22 protein-coding genes are annotated in these 20,916 nt (G+C 34.6%); 14 read left to right on the top strand and 8 right to left on the bottom strand.

The window, feature by feature from the left end; all coding sequences use genetic code 11:
- Positions 1-269: 269 nt before the first annotated feature.
- The 3 genes from ribF to pssA all read left to right on the top strand — a co-directional run bounded on the left by ribF (position 270) and on the right by pssA (position 5,567).
- Positions 270-1,223 (top strand): bifunctional riboflavin kinase/FAD synthetase, encoded by a 954-nt coding sequence (ribF, locus tag Q1J40_RS02065; RefSeq protein ID WP_301098373.1) that lies wholly within the window; start codon positions 270-272, stop codon positions 1,221-1,223.
- Positions 1,224-1,260: 37 nt separating this feature from the next.
- Entirely contained in the window at positions 1,261-4,074 is a 2,814-nt protein-coding gene (gene ileS / locus Q1J40_RS02060) for an isoleucine--tRNA ligase (RefSeq protein ID WP_301098372.1), read from the top strand.
- A 128-nt stretch (positions 4,075-4,202) separates the two neighbouring features.
- Positions 4,203-5,567: a CDP-diacylglycerol--serine O-phosphatidyltransferase gene (gene pssA / locus Q1J40_RS02055; protein ID WP_301098371.1), complete on the top strand. Its 1,365-nt coding sequence runs from the start codon at positions 4,203-4,205 to the stop codon at positions 5,565-5,567.
- A 77-nt stretch (positions 5,568-5,644) separates the two neighbouring features.
- Here the strand turns inward: pssA and Q1J40_RS02050 are convergent, their stop codons facing one another.
- Positions 5,645-7,036: an MATE family efflux transporter gene (locus Q1J40_RS02050; protein WP_301098370.1), complete on the bottom strand. Its 1,392-nt coding sequence runs from the start codon at positions 7,034-7,036 to the stop codon at positions 5,645-5,647.
- Between the two features lie 19 nt (positions 7,037-7,055).
- Positions 7,056-7,724: a bifunctional tRNA pseudouridine(32) synthase/23S rRNA pseudouridine(746) synthase RluA gene (gene rluA / locus Q1J40_RS02045; protein WP_301098369.1), complete on the bottom strand. Its 669-nt coding sequence runs from the start codon at positions 7,722-7,724 to the stop codon at positions 7,056-7,058.
- 248 nt (positions 7,725-7,972) lie between these two features.
- Here rluA and mlaF point away from each other — a divergent pair, with 248 nt between their 5' ends.
- The 10 genes from mlaF to bioB all read left to right on the top strand — a co-directional run bounded on the left by mlaF (position 7,973) and on the right by bioB (position 15,693).
- Positions 7,973-8,773, top strand: coding sequence for a phospholipid ABC transporter ATP-binding protein MlaF (gene mlaF, locus Q1J40_RS02040; protein WP_301098368.1), 801 nt, complete (start codon positions 7,973-7,975; stop codon positions 8,771-8,773).
- Positions 8,770-9,546 (top strand): lipid asymmetry maintenance ABC transporter permease subunit MlaE, encoded by a 777-nt coding sequence (gene mlaE, locus Q1J40_RS02035; RefSeq protein WP_301098367.1) that lies wholly within the window; start codon positions 8,770-8,772, stop codon positions 9,544-9,546. Before mlaF ends, mlaE begins: the two co-directional genes overlap by 4 nt.
- 86 nt (positions 9,547-9,632) lie before the next feature.
- Entirely contained in the window at positions 9,633-10,139 is a 507-nt protein-coding gene (gene mlaD, locus Q1J40_RS02030) for an outer membrane lipid asymmetry maintenance protein MlaD (RefSeq protein WP_301098366.1), read from the top strand.
- Between the two features lie 102 nt (positions 10,140-10,241).
- Entirely contained in the window at positions 10,242-10,880 is a 639-nt protein-coding gene (gene mlaC / locus Q1J40_RS02025) for a phospholipid-binding protein MlaC (protein WP_301098365.1), read from the top strand.
- Positions 10,881-10,886: 6 nt separating this feature from the next.
- On the top strand, positions 10,887-11,237 hold the full coding sequence (locus tag Q1J40_RS02020; protein WP_301098364.1) for an STAS domain-containing protein: 351 nt from the start codon (positions 10,887-10,889) through the stop codon (positions 11,235-11,237).
- Positions 11,237-11,494, top strand: a complete 258-nt coding sequence (locus Q1J40_RS02015; protein ID WP_301098363.1) for a BolA family protein — start codon at positions 11,237-11,239, stop codon at positions 11,492-11,494. The genes Q1J40_RS02020 and Q1J40_RS02015 overlap by 1 nt, the downstream gene beginning before the upstream one ends.
- A gap of 108 nt (positions 11,495-11,602) precedes the next feature.
- On the top strand, positions 11,603-12,874 hold the full coding sequence (murA, locus tag Q1J40_RS02010) for a UDP-N-acetylglucosamine 1-carboxyvinyltransferase (RefSeq protein WP_301098362.1): 1,272 nt from the start codon (positions 11,603-11,605) through the stop codon (positions 12,872-12,874).
- A gap of 88 nt (positions 12,875-12,962) precedes the next feature.
- A complete protein-coding gene (locus tag Q1J40_RS02005) occupies positions 12,963-13,580 on the top strand; it encodes an L-threonylcarbamoyladenylate synthase (RefSeq protein ID WP_301098361.1) in 618 nt (205 codons plus the stop codon).
- A 65-nt stretch (positions 13,581-13,645) separates the two neighbouring features.
- Positions 13,646-14,659: a 23S rRNA pseudouridine(2605) synthase RluB gene (gene rluB / locus Q1J40_RS02000; RefSeq protein WP_301098360.1), complete on the top strand. Its 1,014-nt coding sequence runs from the start codon at positions 13,646-13,648 to the stop codon at positions 14,657-14,659.
- Positions 14,660-14,691: 32 nt separating this feature from the next.
- Positions 14,692-15,693 carry a biotin synthase BioB gene (bioB, locus tag Q1J40_RS01995; RefSeq protein WP_301098359.1) on the top strand — a complete coding sequence of 334 codons (1,002 nt, stop codon included), beginning with the start codon at positions 14,692-14,694 and terminating at the stop codon, positions 15,691-15,693.
- Between the two features lie 72 nt (positions 15,694-15,765).
- Here bioB and ung read toward each other — a convergent pair whose 3' ends face one another.
- The gene (ung, locus tag Q1J40_RS01990; RefSeq protein WP_301098358.1) at positions 15,766-16,461 is read right to left on the bottom strand and encodes a uracil-DNA glycosylase; all 696 of its coding nucleotides are present in this window, start codon (positions 16,459-16,461) and stop codon (positions 15,766-15,768) included.
- A 176-nt stretch (positions 16,462-16,637) separates the two neighbouring features.
- Between ung and grcA the strand changes: the two genes are divergently transcribed.
- Complete coding sequence (gene grcA, locus Q1J40_RS01985; RefSeq protein WP_301098357.1) at positions 16,638-17,021, top strand: autonomous glycyl radical cofactor GrcA; 384 nt, start codon at positions 16,638-16,640, stop codon at positions 17,019-17,021.
- A 68-nt stretch (positions 17,022-17,089) separates the two neighbouring features.
- On the opposite strand, the gene map is transcribed toward grcA, so the two are convergent.
- The 5 genes from map to ftsN all read right to left on the bottom strand — a co-directional run bounded on the left by map (position 17,090) and on the right by ftsN (position 20,840).
- Positions 17,090-17,896: a type I methionyl aminopeptidase gene (gene map / locus Q1J40_RS01980; RefSeq protein ID WP_301098356.1), complete on the bottom strand. Its 807-nt coding sequence runs from the start codon at positions 17,894-17,896 to the stop codon at positions 17,090-17,092.
- Between the two features lie 131 nt (positions 17,897-18,027).
- The gene (locus Q1J40_RS01975) at positions 18,028-18,699 is read right to left on the bottom strand and encodes a 7-cyano-7-deazaguanine/7-aminomethyl-7-deazaguanine transporter (RefSeq protein WP_301098355.1); all 672 of its coding nucleotides are present in this window, start codon (positions 18,697-18,699) and stop codon (positions 18,028-18,030) included.
- Between the two features lie 176 nt (positions 18,700-18,875).
- Complete coding sequence (locus Q1J40_RS01970) at positions 18,876-19,694, bottom strand: 5'-nucleotidase, lipoprotein e(P4) family (RefSeq protein ID WP_301098354.1); 819 nt, start codon at positions 19,692-19,694, stop codon at positions 18,876-18,878.
- Positions 19,695-19,723: 29 nt separating this feature from the next.
- The gene (locus Q1J40_RS01965; protein WP_301098353.1) at positions 19,724-19,843 is read right to left on the bottom strand and encodes a DUF2322 family protein; all 120 of its coding nucleotides are present in this window, start codon (positions 19,841-19,843) and stop codon (positions 19,724-19,726) included.
- Positions 19,844-20,048: 205 nt separating this feature from the next.
- Positions 20,049-20,840, bottom strand: a complete 792-nt coding sequence (gene ftsN, locus Q1J40_RS01960) for a cell division protein FtsN (RefSeq protein ID WP_301098352.1) — start codon at positions 20,838-20,840, stop codon at positions 20,049-20,051.
- Positions 20,841-20,916 lie beyond the last annotated feature (76 nt).

Raw genomic sequence — 20,916 nt, 5'->3', positions numbered from 1 at the left:
AGTAAAATGCTGTTATGCCGATGGTAGTGTGGTGATTCGCCATGTGAGAGTAGGTCGCCATCAGGGCTTTATTAAGGGAAACCGTAAGTTAGAGATAACTTACGGTTTTTTGCTTTTTATTGTTTGAGAAATTTTAATAGAAGTGCTACATTTTTCTTAGCTACCTATTCTATAAATTTTTCAAGAATATCAATCACTCTTCCTTTCAATTTATAACAGTTAAACGTATAATCAAAGACTATTTCATTTAAATTGATCATATTTATTCAATGCAATTAATTCGAGGAATTCATAATTTAACTAGATATCCAATACTTGCTAAAGGATGTGTTTTAGCTATAGGTAATTTTGATGGAGTTCATCTGGGACATAAGTATATTTTAAAGCGTTTATTGGATAAATCTTACGAGCTATCATTACCTTCTGTAGTAATGCTATTTGAACCTCAACCAAGAGAGTTTTTTGCTAAACAGAATAAAATTATAGTTGCGCCAGCAAGATTAATGCGATTAAGAGATAAACTGTATTATCTTAGAGAGATAGGGATTGATTATGTCCTCTGTCTTCATTTCAATTCGAAATTTGCAGAGCAATCACCAGAACAATTTGTACAGAACATATTAGTAAAAAAATTGAATGTGAAGTATTTAAGTGTAGGTGATGATTTTCGATTTGGGAAAAATAGGCAGGGTGATTTTCAATTTTTAAATGAAGTGGGTTCTAAGTATGGATTTCAAGTAGATAATAGTAATAGCTATTGTTTAGATGGATTGCGAATCAGCAGTTCTTTGATTCGAGAAGCCTTGAAAAATGATGATTTAAAGTTAGTTGAAAAAATGCTTGGCAAGCCTTATTCAATAAGAGGGCGAGTTGTACATGGGAATAAGTTAGGGAGAACAATAGGTTTTCCAACAGCAAATGTGATGCTAAATCGTCTAGTTACACCTATTCAAGGAGTTTATGCGGTATCGATAAAAACAAAAAATACCAGTAATTTTTTCGGTGTAGCAAATGTAGGTAATAGACCAACTATCAATGGAACAAAACCTATACTCGAAGTACATATATTTAATTTTAGCGGAGAAATTTACGGCGAAGTAATTGAAATAAGCTTTTTGAAAAAAATTCGATCAGAAATTAAATTTGAAAGTTTTGATGCATTGAAAAATCAAATTAAACAAGATGTTATTGTAGCTAGAACATTTTTTGAAAGAGCAGATTGATTTTATAAATATTAAATTTTATTAACTGGAAAATAATATGACTGACTATAAAAATACACTAAATTTGCCTCAAACAGGTTTTCCTATGCGAGGAGATCTCGCTAAACGTGAGCCTGATATGTTGAAAAATTGGTATGATAAAAATTTATACCAAAAAGTACGTGGATCAAGTAAAGGGAAGAAAACGTTTATTCTTCATGATGGCCCTCCTTATGCAAATGGTAACATTCATTTAGGACATGCAGTTAATAAAATTTTAAAAGATATTATTATGAAATCTAAAACTGCATTAGGATTTGATACGCCTTATGTGCCAGGTTGGGATTGTCATGGTTTACCAATAGAATTAAAAGTAGAAGGATTAGTTGGTAAGCCTAACGAAAAAATTTCTGCAGCTGAATTCCGTCAAGCGTGCCGTGATTATGCTAAAGAACAGGTAGAAGGACAAAAAGCTGATTTTATCCGTATGGGTATTTTAGGTGATTGGGATAATCCTTATCTTACAATGAATTTTGACACTGAAGCAGCAATTATTCGTACTTTAGGAAAAGTAATTAAAAATGGTCATTTATATAAAGGGTCTAAACCAGTTCATTGGTGTTTAGACTGTGGTTCATCTCTAGCTGAAGCAGAAGTAGAATACGAAGATAAAGTTTCTCCGTCAATTTATGTACGTTTTTCTGCGGTAAACTCTGAGCAAGTAGAACAAAAATTTGATGCAGTAGGTAAAGGACGCGGTAAGATCTCCGCTGTAATTTGGACAACAACACCTTGGACAATTCCATCAAATAGAGCAATTGCACTTAATGCAGAACTTGATTATCAATTAGTACAATTTGGTGATGAGCGTATGATTCTAGCTCAAGAGTTAGTTGAAAGCGTACAAAAAGCTGTAGAGATGAAAGAAGTTGAAGTGTTAGGTTCAGCGAAAGGTAAAGATTTAGAGTTAATGCGCTTTAATCATCCATTCTATGATTTTGATGTTCCATTTATTTTAGGTGATCACGTTACTACTGATGGTGGTACTGGATTAGTTCATACTGCACCAGATCACGGTTTAGATGACTTTATCGTTGCTAAACAATATAACTTAGAAATGGCAGGATTGATTGATAATGAGGGTAAATTCATTTCTACAGCCCCATTCTTTGCAGGTAAAGGCGTATTTGAATCAAATGATCTCGTTATTGAGAAGTTAAAAGAAGTTGGAGCATTGCTTAAATTAGAAAGAATTAAGCATAGCTACCCACACTGTTGGCGTCATAAAACTCCAATTATTTTCCGTGCAACGCCTCAATGGTTTATTGGTATGGAAAAAGCAGGCTTAAGAACTCAAGCTTTAGATGAAATTAAATCAGTTCGTTGGATCCCAAGTTGGGGGGAGGCGCGTATTGATAAAATGGTTACAAACCGCCCTGACTGGTGTATCTCTCGTCAGCGTACTTGGGGTGTACCAATGACGATGTTCGTTCACAAAGAAACAGAAGAACTTCATCCTCGCACATTAGAAATATTAGAAGAAGTAGCAAAACGTGTTGAAAAATCAGGTATTCAAGCATGGTGGGATTTAGAACCAGAAGAATTACTTGGTGATGATGCGAAAGATTATCGTAAAGTACCAGATACTCTTGATGTATGGTTCGATTCAGGCTCAACTTACGCTTCTGTTGTTGAACAACGCCCAGAGTTTAATGGACACTCTATTGACATGTATTTAGAAGGTTCAGACCAACATCGTGGTTGGTTTATGTCATCACTGATGCTTTCAACTGCAACAAATGGAAAAGCACCTTATCGTCAAGTTTTAACTCATGGTTTTACAGTTGATGAGAAAGGTCGCAAAATGTCTAAATCATTAGGCAACGTTATTGTTCCAAGTGAAGTTTGGAATAAAAATGGTGCGGATATTTTACGTTTATGGGTAGCTTCAACTGACTATACGGGTGAAATTGCTGTATCGATGAATATTTTAAATCGTGCCGCTGATTCTTATCGTCGTATTCGTAATACTGCTCGTTTCTTATTAGCAAACTTAAATGGTTTTGATCCTAAACGTGATTTAGTGAAACCTGAAGAAATGATTTCTCTTGACCGTTGGGCGGTGAGCTGTGCTTTAGAAGCGCAAAATGAGATCAAAGAAGCTTATGATAACTATCAATTCCACGCAGTCGTACAACGTTTAATGCGTTTCTGTTCAATTGAAATGGGTTCATTCTACTTAGATATTATCAAAGACCGCCAATATACTACTAAAGCGGATAGCTTGGCTCGTCGTAGTTGTCAAACTGCATTGTGGCATATTTCAGAAGCCTTAGTTCGTTGGATTGCACCAATTTTATCTTTTACTGCCGATGAAATTTGGGGACATTTACCAAAAGTAGAAAATCGTGCAGAGTTTGTTTTCACTGAAGAATTTTATGAAGGACTATTCGGTTTAGATAAGAGCGATAAACTAGATGATGCCTATTGGCAACAACTGTTAAAAGTGCGTACGGAAGTAAACCGAGTCTTAGAGCAAGCTCGTAGTGATAAACTTATTGGTGCAGGCTTAGAAGCAAAAGTAACCGTTTATGCAGATGATAAATTATTACCATTGTTAGAAACATTAGGTAATGAATTACGTTTTGTATTAATTACTTCACAAGCAATAGTGAAACCACTTGCTGATGCTGATGTCTCAGTAGGTGAGCTAGAAGGATTAGCAGTAAAAGTAGAGCGAGCAGAAGGTGAAAAATGTCCTCGTTGTTGGCACTATGCTACCGACATTGGTTCACATCCTGAACATAGTGAAATTTGTGGTCGCTGTGTTGAAAATGTGGCCGGTGAAGGTGAGAAGCGTAGCTTTGCTTAACCACTGAATCAATAGAGCCTCTGATAATAGAGGCTCTCATTTTTGATAGTAAAATTATAATAAAAATAAGCGGTCAGTTTAGGTTTGTGTTTTGTAAAATTGATATGCTATTTTTTAGGAGTAGTTCCATGCTGAGTTTAAATAAGTTTACTCGTGCAGAGCGTTATTTAAGAAAAATTTCCTTCATTTCACAAGAAGCAGATCAAATTAATTTTATAGCTAGTAATGCTGAATTCAAACAATGTCTTTTAACATTAATTGCACAAGCTAAATCTCGTATTTATTTGACAGCACTATATTTTCAAAATGATGAGGCTGGACAAGAGGTATTAGAGGCATTATATCAAGCAAAATTAGCTCGGCCAGAATTAGAAATTAAAATACTTGTTGATTGGCATCGTGCTCAACGTGGGTTAATTGGTGCTGAGGATCAATCTAGTAATGCAGACTGGTATGCAGAAGTTAGACGAAAATATAATTTGCCTGTTGATAATGATATTGCTTTTTATGGTGTGCCGGTTAATCGCCGAGAAATTTTTGGTGTATTACATTTGAAAGGTTTTATTATTGATAATACGGTGCTTTATAGTGGTGCAAGTATTAATAATGTTTATTTACATCAATTAGATCGTTATCGTTATGATCGTTATCATCAACTGGCTAATAAAAAATTAGCAGATACTTTTGTGTCTTTGATTGAGCAACATATTTTAAGTGACGAAGTTGTTAGAAGATTAGATGAAGAGCGCCCAAAAACTAAAGAGATTAGGCCGCTCATTAAGTTATTTCGTAAAAAGTTAAGCCAAGTACATTATGACTTTGTTGGGCAAACTATGAGTGATAATGAACTTATGATTTCGCCTTTGATAGGATTAGGTCGAAAAAATAGATTAAATAAAACAATTGAAGCTTTATTTTCTCAAGCGCAGGAAAAATTGATTATTTGCACACCTTATTTTAACCTTCCTCGCTCATTAAGTACGAGAGTATCATGGTTATTATCTAAAGGTGTACAGGTAGAAATTATTGTTGGAGATAAAACTGCAAATGATTTTTATACTCCACCAGAGGAAAAATTTACAACTGTATCGGCAGTACCATATTTATATGAAAAGAATTTAAGATTTTTTGCTAAACGTTTAGATACTTATATTCAAAGTGGACAATTAGTCATTCGATTGTGGAAACATGAGCAGAATACTTATCACTTAAAAGGTGTATGGGTAGATAATCGTTATGTTTTACTTACGGGTAATAATTTAAACCCTCGTGCTTGGAAGTTAGATGCTGAGAATGCTATTTTAATTTCGGATCCTCAAGAAAGTTTAAAAGAGAAAGTTGCTAATGAGCTTCAACAAATCAGAACTCATACAATGGTATTAACAAGCTATAATCTTTTGGATAAGCAAAAGGATTATCCAGAGAAAGTACGAAAATTACTTCGCAAATTAGGTCGTGTTCGTTTAGATCGTATAGTAAGAATGTTATTGTAGTTTAATTATTATTTCTGATTGATAAAATAAGAGGGTTAGCTATTCTTAATTGTTACCCTCTTTTATTCTTTTCGTATTTACTTTATCGCTTCCAAGCGATCTATTAGTGCTTGTTCTGGTATAGATTGAATTTTTCTCATTTGATAGATGAGTAACACGGAAGATAGGCTGAGTGTTACACAAAATATTACCCAAAACCCTTTTGCTGCCATTGGCTCGCCAAGCCAATCAGTCATAGATAGAATGTAGCCTAGTGGTAGCCCAATAATCCAGTAACAAAATAATGTAATGGGAAGTGTTGGTTTTGTATATTTATACCCTCTAAGTATTCCATTTGTGATGACCTGTAATGAATCAGGGATCTGATAAATGGCTGCAAAAACTAATAATCCTGATGCAATCATAATGGAGCTTTCTTCAGAGGTAAATGCATGAGGTATGAGATTTTTGAAGATAAAAATAAAAACCCCAATAATCAAAGCGATGATCATACCAGTTATTAGATTGTGATAACTTAAATACTTAGCTTTATGGATCTCTTTTTGTCCAAGGGTTTGTCCAATCATAATAGTTGATGCAATCCCTAAAGATAAAGGAATCATAAAGAAAAGAGAACTAGTTTGTAAGGCTACCTGATGGCTTGCAACAACCTGAGCACCCAGTCTAGACATAATTAACGAAGATGTTGAAAATAACATGACTTCAGTAAATAAAGAGAATCCGATTGGAATCCCTAATTTTAATAATTTTACGATTGTTGCCCACTCAGGAAACTCAATCCACTTTGCAAATAGTTGTATATCTTTTTGGGATTTATTAGTGTAACAATACGTTACCATCAAACTAAACATTATCCAATTTATTATTGCTGTTGATACACCACAGCCGATAGCACCTAATGCGGGTAACCCAAATTTGCCAAAAATAAATATATAATTTAAAGGAATATTAAACAGTAAGCCTGTAAACATAATCAGCATAGCTGGTTTAGGGTTAGATAAACCATCATTAAGACAACGTAAATTGATGGATAATAATGCAGGAATAAGCCCTATACTAATGATAGATAAGTAAGAATAGGCTTTATTCGCAAATTCTGCTGGAGTTTTCATTGATTCCAAAATGAGATCGCTATTCAAGTATACTGCAAGTAGAGGAATACTTAAAACAAACACTAACCAAACTCCTTGGCGAATTTGATGTGCAATTAAATGGCGTTGATTAGAGCCATTAAGATAAGATACAGTTGGTGTAATAGCATTTAGCACTCCCAATACAAATAAAAAGAGTGGAAAATAAATTGAATTACTCACAGCAATAGCAGATACATCAGCATCGCTAACTAATCCTGCCATGATAATATCAGATAGTCCCATTCCCGATACAGCTAATTGAGAAATAAAGATGGGAGTAGCTAGTCTAAATAATTTTTTCGTATTTTCTTTATAATGATTTAAATGTAATTCCATATAATATCTCGTTTTTATTTTAGAATTCTGGTTTAGATTCAAATGTCATAGGTTTCCCTGTGATAGGGTGGGTAATTGTTAAAGATTGAGCATGTAAATAAAGTCTAGGAGCTAAACTTTTAGCAAGCGGATTTGCATAAAATTTGTCACCTAAAATGGGATGACCGAGGGCTAGACAATGTACTCTAAGTTGATGAGATCGTCCAGTATAAGGTGTTAATTTTACTCTTGTTGTATTATTTGGATAATGTGCAAGAATTTCATAGAAAGTGACCGCTTGCTTTCCTCTTTCGAAACAAATTTTTTGACGTGGTCGATTTTCCCAATCACAAATTAAAGGGAAACTAATTTGACCAGCTTCACCTACATGATTGCCTAATCTTCCCCATACAATCGCTTGATAGAATTTTTTTGGTTCTCTTTCTCGAAATTGGCGTTTTAATTCCTTTTCTGCTTGTTTACTTAATGCAAAAAGTAATATTCCACTGGTTGCCATATCTAGACGATGCGCTGGTTCAGTAAATCCATATTTTTGTTTGATTCGGGTCATCGCACTATCTTGATATTCGGGACGATTCCCCGGTACAGAAAGTAATCCACTTGGTTTATTGATTACTAAAATATGATTATCTCGATAAATTTCATCAAGCCAAGGCGTGGTTGGTGGAGTATATTCAATTAATGCCATAATATTATTTATATTTTTATTCTGAATCAATACATCTTATCAAGAAACATAAAAAAGATGGAGAGAAATTAGAATGAATTTCTTGAGTTTTAAGAAGTCTAAATCGACTCGTAGAATGGGTTACATATAATTAGCTATTATCAAGTAACCTTATCTTTTTCAATTTTTGTCAAATTAATTAAAATAAATTGACTTTATATCCCTCTTCATAGAAGATTCAGAGCCATCTTGTGGAGTATGAGTACCAAATGTGTGATATAAAAAACCTAGTAGAAATAAAAGATTTAACCTTCAGAAGAGGGGAAAAAATTATTTATGATAAATTAAATTTAAAAGTACAAAAAGGTAAAATTACCGCAATTATGGGACCTTCAGGGATTGGTAAAACAACTTTACTACGTTTAATTGGTGGACAAATTGAACCTGAATCAGGGCAAATTCTATTTGATGGGCAAGATATATGTCGTGCTTCAAATAAAGAACTTTATCAAATACGTAAAAGAATGGGGATGTTGTTTCAATCTGGAGCATTGTTTACGGATCTTTCCACATTTGATAATGTTGCCTTTCCTATTAGAGAACATACTAAGCTACCAGAAAAACTGATTAGAAAGCTTGTTTTAATGAAGCTTGAAGCCGTTGGACTTCGAGGTGCTGCTAATTTGATGCCCTCTGAGTTATCTGGTGGCATGGCTCGTCGAGCAGCACTTGCTCGAGCAATTGCTTTAGATCCTGATCTCATTATGTATGATGAGCCATTTACTGGACAAGATCCAATTAGTATGGGTGTTATTGTTACTTTAATTAAAAAAATGAATCATGCGTTGAATTTGACTTCAATTATTGTTTCACATGATGTAACTGAAGTGCTAAGTATTGCCGATTATGCTTATATTGTGGCCGATAAGAGAGTGGTGGCAGAAGGAACTGCGGACGAATTGGTTAAAAGCCAAGATCCTCAGGTAGTACAGTTCCTCTCAGGTAATGCTGATGGTCCAGTACGATTTCATTATCCTGCAAAGGATTATGCTGAGGAGTTATTTCAATGACAAATATCATTTCGTCAATAGGCAAATTTATTCTTGATTCAATTCGTACTTTTGGGCGAGCAACTTTTCTTCTTGTTGGTGCTTTAATTGGTAAACCAGAGTTTCGTAAGCATTCTCCTTTACTTATTAAGCAATTATATGCAGTCGGCGTTCAGTCTTTATTGATTATTATGTTATCAGGACTGTTTATTGGTATGGTTTTAGGTCTGCAAGGCTATGTTGTATTAGTTGGCTTTTCGGCTGAAACCAGTTTAGGACAGTTAGTTTCTTTATCTCTTTTAAGAGAATTAGGTCCAGTAGTTACAGCATTATTATTTGCTGGACGAGCCGGCTCTGCATTAACGGCGGAAATAGGCTTAATGAAAGCAACAGAGCAGCTCTCTAGTTTAGAAATGATGGCAATTGATCCACTTCGCCGTATTATAGCTCCTCGGTTTTGGGCTGGTATTATTTCCATGCCGATATTGGCAATTATTTTTACAGCAATAGGTATTTGGGGGGGGGCATTAGTTGGTGTTGATTGGAAAGGTGTTGATTCTGGTAGTTTCTGGTCAGTAATGCAACATACTGTTGTATTAGATGATCTTACAAATGGTTTTATAAAAAGTATCGTTTTTGCCTTTGCAGTAATTTGGATTGCACTATTTAATGGTTATGATTCACTACCAACATCAGAAGGAATTAGTCAAGCTACAACAAGAACAGTAGTGAATGCATCACTTACTGTATTAGGGTTAGATTTTATTTTAACTGCATTAATGTTTGGTAGTTAATTTAAAAGAGCTAAAATATAAAATTTGTAAATTAGTAATAAAATGTGGTTGCTTGCATTTTAGGTATTGATGAGTAAGGGAGAAATATGCGTCAATCAATTAAATATGAGTTTTGGGTTGGATTATTTGTTGTTTTAGGTTTTGCTGCTTTAGTCTTTTTAGGATTAAGAGTTGCTAATGTACAAGGATTTTATTCTCCCCAAACTTACACTCTTTACGCAACTTTTGATAATATTGGGGGCCTAAAGGTTCGTGCTCCAGTTAAGGTTGGTGGGGTTGTTGTTGGGAGAGTTTCAAATATTCAATTGGATCCCCAAACATATACACCAAAGGTTTCATTAGCGATTGAGGAAGAATTTGATAATATTCCGGATACAAGTTCTCTTTCAATTAAAACTTCTGGATTGCTAGGTGAGCAATATGTTGCTTTAAATATTGGATTTACAATGGAAGGTGAAACTTCTATATTAAAAGAAGGTGACTCATTTGTTGATACCAACTCAGCGCTGGTATTAGAGGATTTAATTGGGCAATTCTTATACGGTGATAAACAGTCAGATAACTCAGATTTAAATAAAAAAGAATCTTGGTAAATTGTTGACTTACTAGTTGTTTAAAAACTAGCTTAGTATACTTTGTGTATATTATGAATTCATTAATATAACGAGAATATTTTTCTTATGTGGAGTTTAAAGATGATAAAAGGTCTTAAAAATATAATTGTAGCAAGCATTGTTGCTATTTCAGCATTAGTTTCTGCCTCAGCTTCAGCTGAAAGTAATCCGTATACTTTGATGCAACAAACTGCGGATAAGCTTTTTGGTGATATTAAATCTAACCAAAATAAAATTCAACGTGATCCTAATTATCTTCGTACTATTGTACGTAATGATTTAATACCACATATTCATATAAAATATGCAGGGCAACTTGTGCTAGGAAAAAACCTATCTTCAGCAAATAACTCTCAACGTGAAGCTTTCTTTAAAGCATTTGGTGAATTTGTTGAGCAATCTTATGCTCAAGTATTGACTCAGTATAGTGATCAGAAAATTCAGATTGAGAATGAAAAACCACTTAATAATAAATCAATTGTTAGTATTCGTGTTAATGTATTACAACAAGGAAATAATCAACCAATTAAACTAGATTTTAAATGGAGAAAAAATAGTAAAACAGGTGAATGGCAAGCTTATGATATGGCTGCTGAAGGCGTAAGTATGGTTGCAACTAAGCAGAATGAATGGAGTGGCATTTTGCGTCAGAAAGGTATTGATGCGCTTACTGCACAAATAGAGCAATCTGCGAGACAACCAATTAAATTAAGCAAATAGTATAGTATGACAGATCAAAATTCATTAAAATGGAAAATCCAGCAAAATAATGATAGTTTGATTATTCAGTTAATTGGTACTTTAACTAGAGACACGCTGATGCCATTATGGGATAAGCGTGATTCTTTATTTACCCCAAAACCAAATCAGCATATATATTGGGATTTAAAACTATTAGATCACATGGATTCAGCTGGTTTTACCTTATTTACTGAATTGTTAAATCATTACAATCAACATAGTACCAGTTGTATTATCAATACATCAAATTGTGTCAAAAACTTGGCAGATTTATTTGATTTATCTGATTGGTTAGGTACTTTTTTATACTGTAACGCACCAAGTGGGAAAAATTAATGGAACCTAAAGAAATTGAAGATATTTTAAGAAAAAAGTTATCCCTTGATGAGATTTATGTGCAAGGTGAAAACTCACATTATGGCGTAATTGCAGTGAGTGATGCTTTTGCAAGTTTATCTAAAGTAAAGCAACAGCAGATGATTTATTCTCCCCTTCATGAGTACTTTGCAACTAATGCTATTCATGCACTAACAATAAAAACATTTACCACTGATCAGTGGAAAAGAGAACGCCTACTCAATTTAGCTGGTTAATTTATTAAAAATTGAAGATGAAATATATGAACAAACTTTGGGCAGCAACTCACCGCTTGTTAGTTATATTTTATTTTCAATTTTTGTCTATTTTATTAAGGAATCAATATGGAAAAATTTCGTGTTCATGGGCCATTTAGTTTAAATGGAACTGTTAATATTTCTGGTGCAAAAAACGCAGCACTACCTATTTTATTTGCAGCAATTTTAGCTGAAGAGCCTGTTGTACTTACGAATGTTCCTAAATTGAGAGATGTTGATACGACCTTTAAAATTCTTCGTCAATTAGGTGTTGAAATTGAATGCGAAGGTAATACAGTTCATATAGATGCTCGTCATATAAATAATTATGTAGCGCCCTATGAATTGGTGAAAACAATGCGTGCTTCAATTTGGGCATTAGCACCTTTACTTACTCGTTTCCACCACGGACAAGTTTCTTTACCTGGCGGTTGTACTATTGGTGCAAGACCGGTAGATATGCACATCTCTGGATTGGAAAAGATGGGTGCTAAAATCACCTTGGATGAAGGCTATGTTAAAGCAGAAGTCGCAGAACGTTTATCTGGCGCAAGAGTTGTGATGGAGAAAGTAAGCGTAGGCGCAACACTTTCAGTGATGATGGCTGCAACATTAGCAAATGGGACGACTGTGATTGAAAATGCGGCGAGAGAACCAGAAGTTGTGGATACCGCAGATTTCCTTAATAAACTAGGTGCTAAAATTACTGGTGCAGGTTCAGATGTTATCACCATTGAAGGTGTTGAAAAATTAGGTGGTTGTGAACATCATATCGTGCCAGATCGTATTGAAACAGGTACATTTTTAATTGCTGCAGCTATTTCTGGTGGCAAAATCACCTGTAAAGGAACTAAAGCTGATACATTAGATGCAGTAATTGAAAAATTAAGAGAAGCAGGCATGGACGTTGAAGTTTCTGAGGATACGATTACCTTAGATTCACATAGAATGAGACCTAAAGCAGTTAATATTAGAACAATGCCTCACCCTGGTTTTCCTACTGATATGCAAGCTCAATTTACTTTACTTAATACGATAGCTGATGGAACAAGTAAGATTACTGAAACTATTTTTGAAAATCGCTTTATGCACATTCCTGAATTAATTCGTATGGGTGCAAAAGCAGAAATCGAAGGGAATACTGCTATCTGTCGTGGTGTTGAGAAGCTTTCTTCCGCGCAAGTAATGGCAACAGATCTTAGAGCATCAATAAGTCTGGTGCTTGCAGGTTGCATTGCTCAAGGTGAAACTATCGTTGATCGTATTTATCATATTGATCGTGGTTATGAAAATATCGAAGATAAACTTCGTCAATTAGGTGCTCATATAGAACGTTTTAATGATTCCTCCGTGGAGTAATATTATCTATACCTCATCTTTTTTCTGATAATTTTAGAAGATGGGGTATAATTTTATCATTGAGTAATTTTTTTATGCGAGAAGTATAATGAGCCAGTTCTTTTATATACATCCAGAAAATCCCCAAACTCGTTTAATTAATCAATCCGTTGATATTATTAAAAAGGGCGGGGTAATAGTTTATCCAACAGATTCTGGTTACGCACTTGGTTGTGCTTTAGGGAATAAACAAGCAATGGATCGAATCGTTGCTATTCGTAAGTTACCTGAAAACCATAATTTTACGTTGGTATGTAGTGATTTATCAGAGCTTTCGTCTTACGCATTAGTGACGAATCAATCATATCGATTGATTAAGAATAACGTACCGAATCCTTATACTTTTATTCTTCCCGCAACAAAAGAAGTACCAAGACGATTACTCACTAAACGAAAAACAATAGGTATTCGAGTACCTGATAATGCGATTGCTTTAGCATTAATCGATGGATTGGGTGAGCCTATTTTATCCTGTTCATTGATGTTACCTAATGAAGAGGTGACACAATCAGATCCCGATCAAATTCGAGAATATTTAGAACATCAGGTAGATTTAATCATCCATGGTGGCCATTTAGGTCCTTCACCAACGACAGTAATTGATTTAACTGGAGATAGTCCAGAGATTATCCGTCAAGGATCAGGGGATATAACCCCTTTTAATTAATATGTTATGAGATTAAATCCATAACATATTCATAGACGCTTGTGAAAGCGACATAAGGAATTTTAATGACAACATTTCAGAAACCAACAACAGATAAGCGGTCGGTTCAAGCAAAAAATTTGCAAACAAAAAATACTTCAGCAAGAAAGCCATTGGTGAAACAGACTGATAGAGTAGTGAAACCATCAGATAATGCTAAATCTGCAGAGAATCGTAAAACACCAAAAGTATTAGGTGAAAAACTACAAAAAGTACTGGCACGAGCAGGGCAAGGTTCTCGTCGAGAAATCGAACAAGTAATTGCTCAAGGTCGTGTCAGCGTAGATGGTAAAGTCGCCACATTAGGTGATCGTATTCAAATCAGTTCAAGTACAAAAATCCGTATTGATGGGCATTTAATTAATTTAACAGCGGCTCAAAAAGAAGTCTGCCGTGTACTAATGTATTATAAGCCTGAAGGGGAACTGTGTACTCGCTCAGATCCAGAAGGTCGAGCAACAGTTTTTGATCGTTTACCGCGTATTGTTGGTTCTCGTTGGATTGCTGTAGGACGTTTAGATATCAATACGTCAGGATTGTTACTCTTTACAACAGATGGTGAGCTTGCAAACCGCTTAATGCACCCAAGTCGCGAAGTTGAGCGTGAATATTCAGTAAGGGTATTTGGTGAAGTCGATGATGCGATGTTACAGCGTTTACGCAAAGGCGTTCAGTTAGAAGATGGGCCAGCAAGCTTTAAACAATTAAAGGTTGTGGGTGGAACAGGATTAAATCAATGGTTTGATGTAACACTAACTGAAGGTCGTAATCGTGAAGTTCGCCGCTTGTGGGAATCACAAGGTATTCAAGTCAGCCGTTTAATTCGTATTCGCTATGGTAATATCAAACTAGAAAAAAGCTTACCAAGAGGTGGTTGGGAAGAAATGAACCTTGAACAAGTTAATTATCTTAGAGATCTGGTCGGCTTACCAGCGGAAACAGAAACAAAAGTAGATGTGACCAAAAACCGTCGCCGTACTAGTGCAAGACAAATTCGTAAGGCAGTAAAACAACATACTCGATACCGTAGTAAAAACTGATTGAGTGTATCGGCGCTTAATAAGGATAGGCAATGACAACTTATAATTTACGTTTGAAAGCAAAGAGTGAACTTACGCCTCACCCGACAGCTCAGTATTGGCGGAAATGTGAAGTTGAAGAACTATTTGAAATGCCTTTTATGGATTTAATCTTTAAAGCCGCACAAGTTCATCGTGAAAATTTTAATCCACAAGAAATTCAGTTATCGACTTTACTGTCGATAAAAACTGGTGGTTGCCCTGAAGATTGCGAATATTGTCCTCAATCAGCTCGTTATGACACAGGTCTAACTCGTCAAACTATGCTTGATGTTGAAGAGATTGTTGAGAAAGCCAAAATAGCTAAGGCCAGAGGTGCAAGTCGTTTCTGTATGGGGGCAGCTTGGCGAGGTCCGAAGCCAAAAGATATTGAAACCGTTTCTAGTATCGTTTCTGCTGTTAAAGCATTAGGATTAGAAACCTGTGGTACTTTTGGTATGCTAGAAGAAGGTATGGCTGAAGATCTAAAACAAGCAGGTTTAGATTATTACAACCATAACTTAGATACGGATCCTGAACGTTACGATCAAATTATTCACACTCGTGGGCATGATGATCGTATGGATACGTTAGGAAAAGTGCGCAATGCCGGATTAAAAGTGTGTTGTGGTGGTATTGTTGGTATGAATGAAACTCGTCCAGAACGTGCAGGCTTAATTGCTAGTTTAGCTAACTTAGATCCTCAACCAGAAAGCGTACCAATAAATCAATTAGTTAAAGTAGAAGGAACGCCTTTGGCTGATGCTGAAGATTTAGATTGGACTGAATTTGTGAGAACAATTGCTGTGGCGAGAATCACTATGCCGAGAAGTTTTGTTCGTTTATCAGCAGGTCGAGGTGAAATGCCTGAATCTATGCAAGCATTTTGTTTTATGGCGGGAGCAAATTCTATTTTCTATGGGGATAAATTATTAACAACCGAAAATCCTGAAGAAGATAAAGATAGAGTTTTGATGGATAAATTAGATTTGCGTCCATTGAGTTATACTGAATAGTAAACAGTGATAAAAAGGCACAAAACTCCATGAGTTAGTGCCTTTTGCAAAATAATATAATGATCTCACCGCTTATACTTCTAAAGGTAGTTGCCAATTAATCTCTTTTATTCCTTTTTCCATTAAATAATGATTGGTCTTTGAAAAGTGCTGACATCCGAAGAAGCCTCGATGAGCAGATAGTGGTGATGGATGTGGTGCAGTTAGCACCAAATGTTTATTACGATAAATGAATTGTCCTTTTTTCTGAGCATGACTTCCCCAGAGTAAAAATACAAGATTTTCACGCTGTTCGTTAAGCTGATGGATGACTTTATCTGTAAAGGTTTCCCATCCTATATTTGCATGAGAATGGGCTTTACCTTGCTCGACCGTGAGTACAGTATTAAGCATCAACACACCTTGCTTTGCCCATTCGATAAGATAGCCATGTTTTGGGATCTCAAAATGAATATCTTGTGAGAGTTCCTTGTAAATATTCATAAGAGAAGGTGGAGGAGTAATACCAGGTTTGACCGAAAAAGAGAGTCCATGAGCTTGATTTGGCCCATGATAAGGATCTTGTCCAAGAATAACGACTTTGACGTCGGCAAATTCAGTAAGTGAAAAAGCACTAAAAACCTCATTCTGTGGCGGATAGATAATTTTTCCTTTTACTCTTTCAGTATGTACATAACGTAATATATTTTCAAAATAAGGTTGGGATTTTTCATCCCCTATTGCTTCTTTCCATGTTTCCATTGTTATCTCTATTAAATTAAGAATCATTACTTTGGTATTATCATACCATACTTTTAAAGTATATTTTTTGTACAAAAATAACTTTTTGTGAAAAATAAACAAATATTTCTCGCTTTTTTTTATCCATAGAGTAAAATATTCAAAAATTTTTGAATAATTAAAATTTTTTTATAATATCAACATAGACCTACTAGGAGTCAAACATGATTAAAGGTGTACAAATTACAGAATCTGCAAATAACAACTTATTAAATTCTTTTTGGTTGTTAGATGATGAAAAAAATGAAGCTCGTTGTTTAGTTGCAAAAGGTGATTTTAAAGAAGACCAAATTGTTGCAATCAGTGAATTAGGTGAAATTGCATACCGTGAAGTACCAGTAAATATCGCACCAACTATTAAAGTAGAAGGTGGTCAACACTTAAACGTAAACGTTTTACGTCGTGAAACATTAGAAGATGCAGTTAAACATCCAGAAAAATATCCACAATTAACAATTCGTGTATCTGGTTATGCTGTTCGTTTTAACTCATTAACACCAGAACAACAACGTGATGTTATCACTCGTACTTTCACTGAAAGTTTATAATTGAATATTTTATTAATATGAAAAAGCACCCAGTAGGGTGCTTTTTATGTGTAAATAGAATAACGCTATTAGCTATTTTTCATAAAACGTTGAATACGCCCTGACTCAATTTCTTCATCACGAATGGTCATAATTTCGCAACCATCTTTAGTGACTACAAGTTCATGTTCAAATTGCGCAGAATGACTACGATCTTTGGTTTTTACCGTCCAGCCATCATTCATTAAACGAACTTCTTTTTTACCTGCATTGATCATCGGTTCAATGGTAAATACCATACCTTCTTGTAATACAATACCACCATCATCTGCATAGTAGTGCAATACTTGAGGATCACAATGAAATTCATCGCCCACGCCATGTCCACAGTACTCTCGTACCACAGAAAAACCTTCTTTTTCAACATATTGTTGAATCACTTTACCTATTTCATTAAGACGAATACCCGGTTTAACGATATGTAAGGCTTTATAGAGTGATTCTTGTGTTACCTCAATAAGTCGTTTATCTCTAATGCTTGGTTCGCCCACCACATACATTTTTGAATTATCGCCGTAGTAACCATCTTTAATTACTGTGACATCAATATTGATAATATCGCCTTTCTTTAATTTTTTGCCATCGCTAGGAATGCCGTGACACACAACTTCATTAAGTGAAATACAGGTCGCTTTTGGGAAACCATGATAACCAAGACAAGCCGGAATAGCCTGCTGTTCTTTCTCAATATATTCGTGACAAATTCGATCAAGCTCGCCAGTTGTAACTCCTTCTTTTACATAAGGCTCAATCATGATGAGAACATCTGATGCTAATTTACAAGCGATACGTAATTTTTCGATCTCAGCTTCGGATCTAATTGGAATATTACTCATTATTAAAACCATCTCTTTTAGTAAAATTAATTGTTAGGAGATTATACTCTTTTTGAAGTGATAATTCACGGAGGATAATTAAGCGGTCAGTTATTGCAAAAGTTTTACGATAACTTACCGCTTGTACCATGTTATTTTATAGATAATTTTAACTTATTAATCAATAAATTAAGTAATACACCATATAATGGTAAGAAAAGAATTAAACTAACAAATAATTTGAATGAATAATCAACTGAACCAATAGTGAACCAATGATCAGCCATATAACTGTCATCGCTTTGATAAAATGCGACGGCGAAGAATACAAAAGTATCAACAAGACTACCAAAAACAGTAGAACTTGCAGGCGCTAACCACCATTGTTTTCCTTGACGTAAGCGATTAAAAACAAAAATATCCATTAACTGCCCGACTATATAAGCAACAAAGCTAGCAAAAGCAATACGAAATACAAAAGTATTAAATTCAGTGAGTGTCGCAAAACCTTGAAATTGACCTTCAAAAAACAGGACTGACACAAGATAACTCACAATTAAAGCAGGGATCATTACAACCAAAATAATTTTTCTTGCTAAGTCTGCACCAAATACTCGAACAGTTAAATCCGTTGCTAAAAATACAAATGGAAAGGTAAAGGTTCCCCAGGTAGTTGGGATTACTGAATCGGTAAATGGAATATCTATCTCAAAAGTAATTTGAACTAAATAATTACTGATAGTAATGATGAAGATGTGAAAAAGTGAAAGTAACACTAAAGATCGACGTTTCTGGCGATCAGAAAAGTAAGCAAAAATATTCATTTTCTTTCCTTTTTATTTGCTGAGTTGATTGGGGTGAGGGAACCCAATGTAAAAAAATAAGGACGAGATAATACTGCCTATTAAAAAAAGATCAAGCTTTTTAAAAATAATTAGGCAAAAAAGAAGAGAGCTTTTGCTCCCTTCTTAACTAGAATGATAAAATTATATTTAGGATTTTATTTGCCATCCCAAGCATTGATAGCATCCATTCTTGCTTTAGCTTTTTGTTCTGGTGTACGGCTGTAATCATAGTTAAAAATAGCACTTTCCCAATCACCATAGTTTGGGTTAGGTAATATGATGAATTTACTACCAAATAATTTACTATTTGATTTTACAAAAGAGCGACGTTCAGCATTAGTTTTATGGTAAGTAGCATCACCAAAGTCATTTAGGTTATCTCCAATGTAAAGAACAATTTGATAGCCTTGTTTTTCAATTTCTTCAAAGCGTTCAGATTTATTTGATTTATCTTTTTTCAAATAAAGGGTTTGCTCATTCACGCCTTGGAAACCAAGCTGTTTTAAATTCTCTACTGTACTTTTCTTTTCATCATTATCTTTACGATTTGAGACATAAAATACGGTTCCTTTATGATTATTAACGTAGTTATTAAACTCAATAGCTCCAGGAATTGCTTTAGCTTGTTTTGCATTTACCCAGCGAGTCCAAGCTGCACTATCAAATCCTTTATTATTTTTAACTTGCCAGCCAGCATTAGGACTGTTATCTATCATTGTTTCATCAAGATCAACAACAACAGCTTTCTTTTTACCTTTTGCTACTTTTGCATGATCAAATGTAAATTTTGCAGTATTAAATGCTTGATGAGCTAATGCTTGGTATTCGCCAGATTCCTGAACCCAGTTAATCCCTAAAACAGATTGTTGTTGTAAAACAGCCTCGCCAGAATCTTGATTTGTTGCAACACAGCCTGATAAGGCTAAAGTTGCACAAATTGTAAGTGTAGAGAGTTTTAATGTACTTGATTTCATAATGTATCCTTAACAATGAAGATAAATGGTTACTTACTTATCGGTTGTAATCGATAATTTAGGTTATGCTTTACAACTTTAAGCAGTAAATCAATATTAGGATGTTTGCCAACATTTTTCTGTGCTTCTTCAACAAGTTCGGCAAACATAAAAGATCTTGTTAAGCACTACCCATATTAAACTCTAGTACAAGTGTATTATACAATTTAAATGAGCTTAATTTTCCCTAAACCGCTAGTATAAAATGAGTAACGTTTCCTCTTTTATCTATAATAATATTTATACGATTAGTATGCTCAATAGATCGGAAATGTTGCTAAATAATTTTTAAATTGATTTATCTTGCTATTATTCTTACATACGAACGATTAAACATTCAGCTACACTTCTTGCATTAGATAATGCAGCTGATGCCGTAGCTCTATCACCAATTGGGCCAACTACAACACGATTCCATTCAGCACTACTGTTAATCCTTGCATTATAACCAGCCATAGCTAAACGAGCCTGCATGTTTTCTGCTTGAGCTTTATTTTTAAAAGCTCCACATTGTAAGCCATATTGAACTGAAGATGATTTTTGTTGAGTTGATAATGTAGAGGCTGGTTTAGCTGTCACAATTTGTTGTTGTTTTTCCTTTTCTTTCTCTTTTTGAACAGCTAACTCACGTTGTTTTTTTGCTTCCATTTGTTTTTTCTCTTCAAGGATTTTTTTATCAATACTATTTCTCGTTACTTGTGTATTATTTTCCATTAAAGCAGACTCAGGTTTAGCTTGTTTTGGTTGAGTTTGTTGTGATAATTGTTCAAGTTTACGCTGTTCTAGTTCTCGTTGTTTGATGATTTGTTCTTCTTGTTCTTTGGTTAATTTTGCAAGAGTAGAGTTTTTATCAACAGGAACTTCTCGAGTTTCTAGGTCTCGGATATAACTATAGACTTCTTCTGGCCGACTAGGTAACTCATGTTTCGTATTTGTATTTGTTTGTACTTGCTGAGTTAAGTGGACTGATTTTGGTGGGCTACTTTTTTGTAATAACCATAATGCGATCCCACTAATAACGGCCAGAAAGATAATAGCCAATAAAATAATCAGTTTATTGCCACTTTTTTTATTTTTTTTGCGTACTGCATAATCACGACTTGGCACGATAACCTCTTGTTATTTTGAAAAGATATTAATTTTCCAATACTACTAAAAAAAGAACTCTTTGACTAGGTAATCA

The organism is Otariodibacter sp., assembly GCF_029256985.1.
Classification (GTDB): Bacteria; Pseudomonadota; Gammaproteobacteria; order Enterobacterales; family Pasteurellaceae; genus Otariodibacter.
This window is presented reverse-complemented; position numbering and strand designations above follow the sequence as displayed.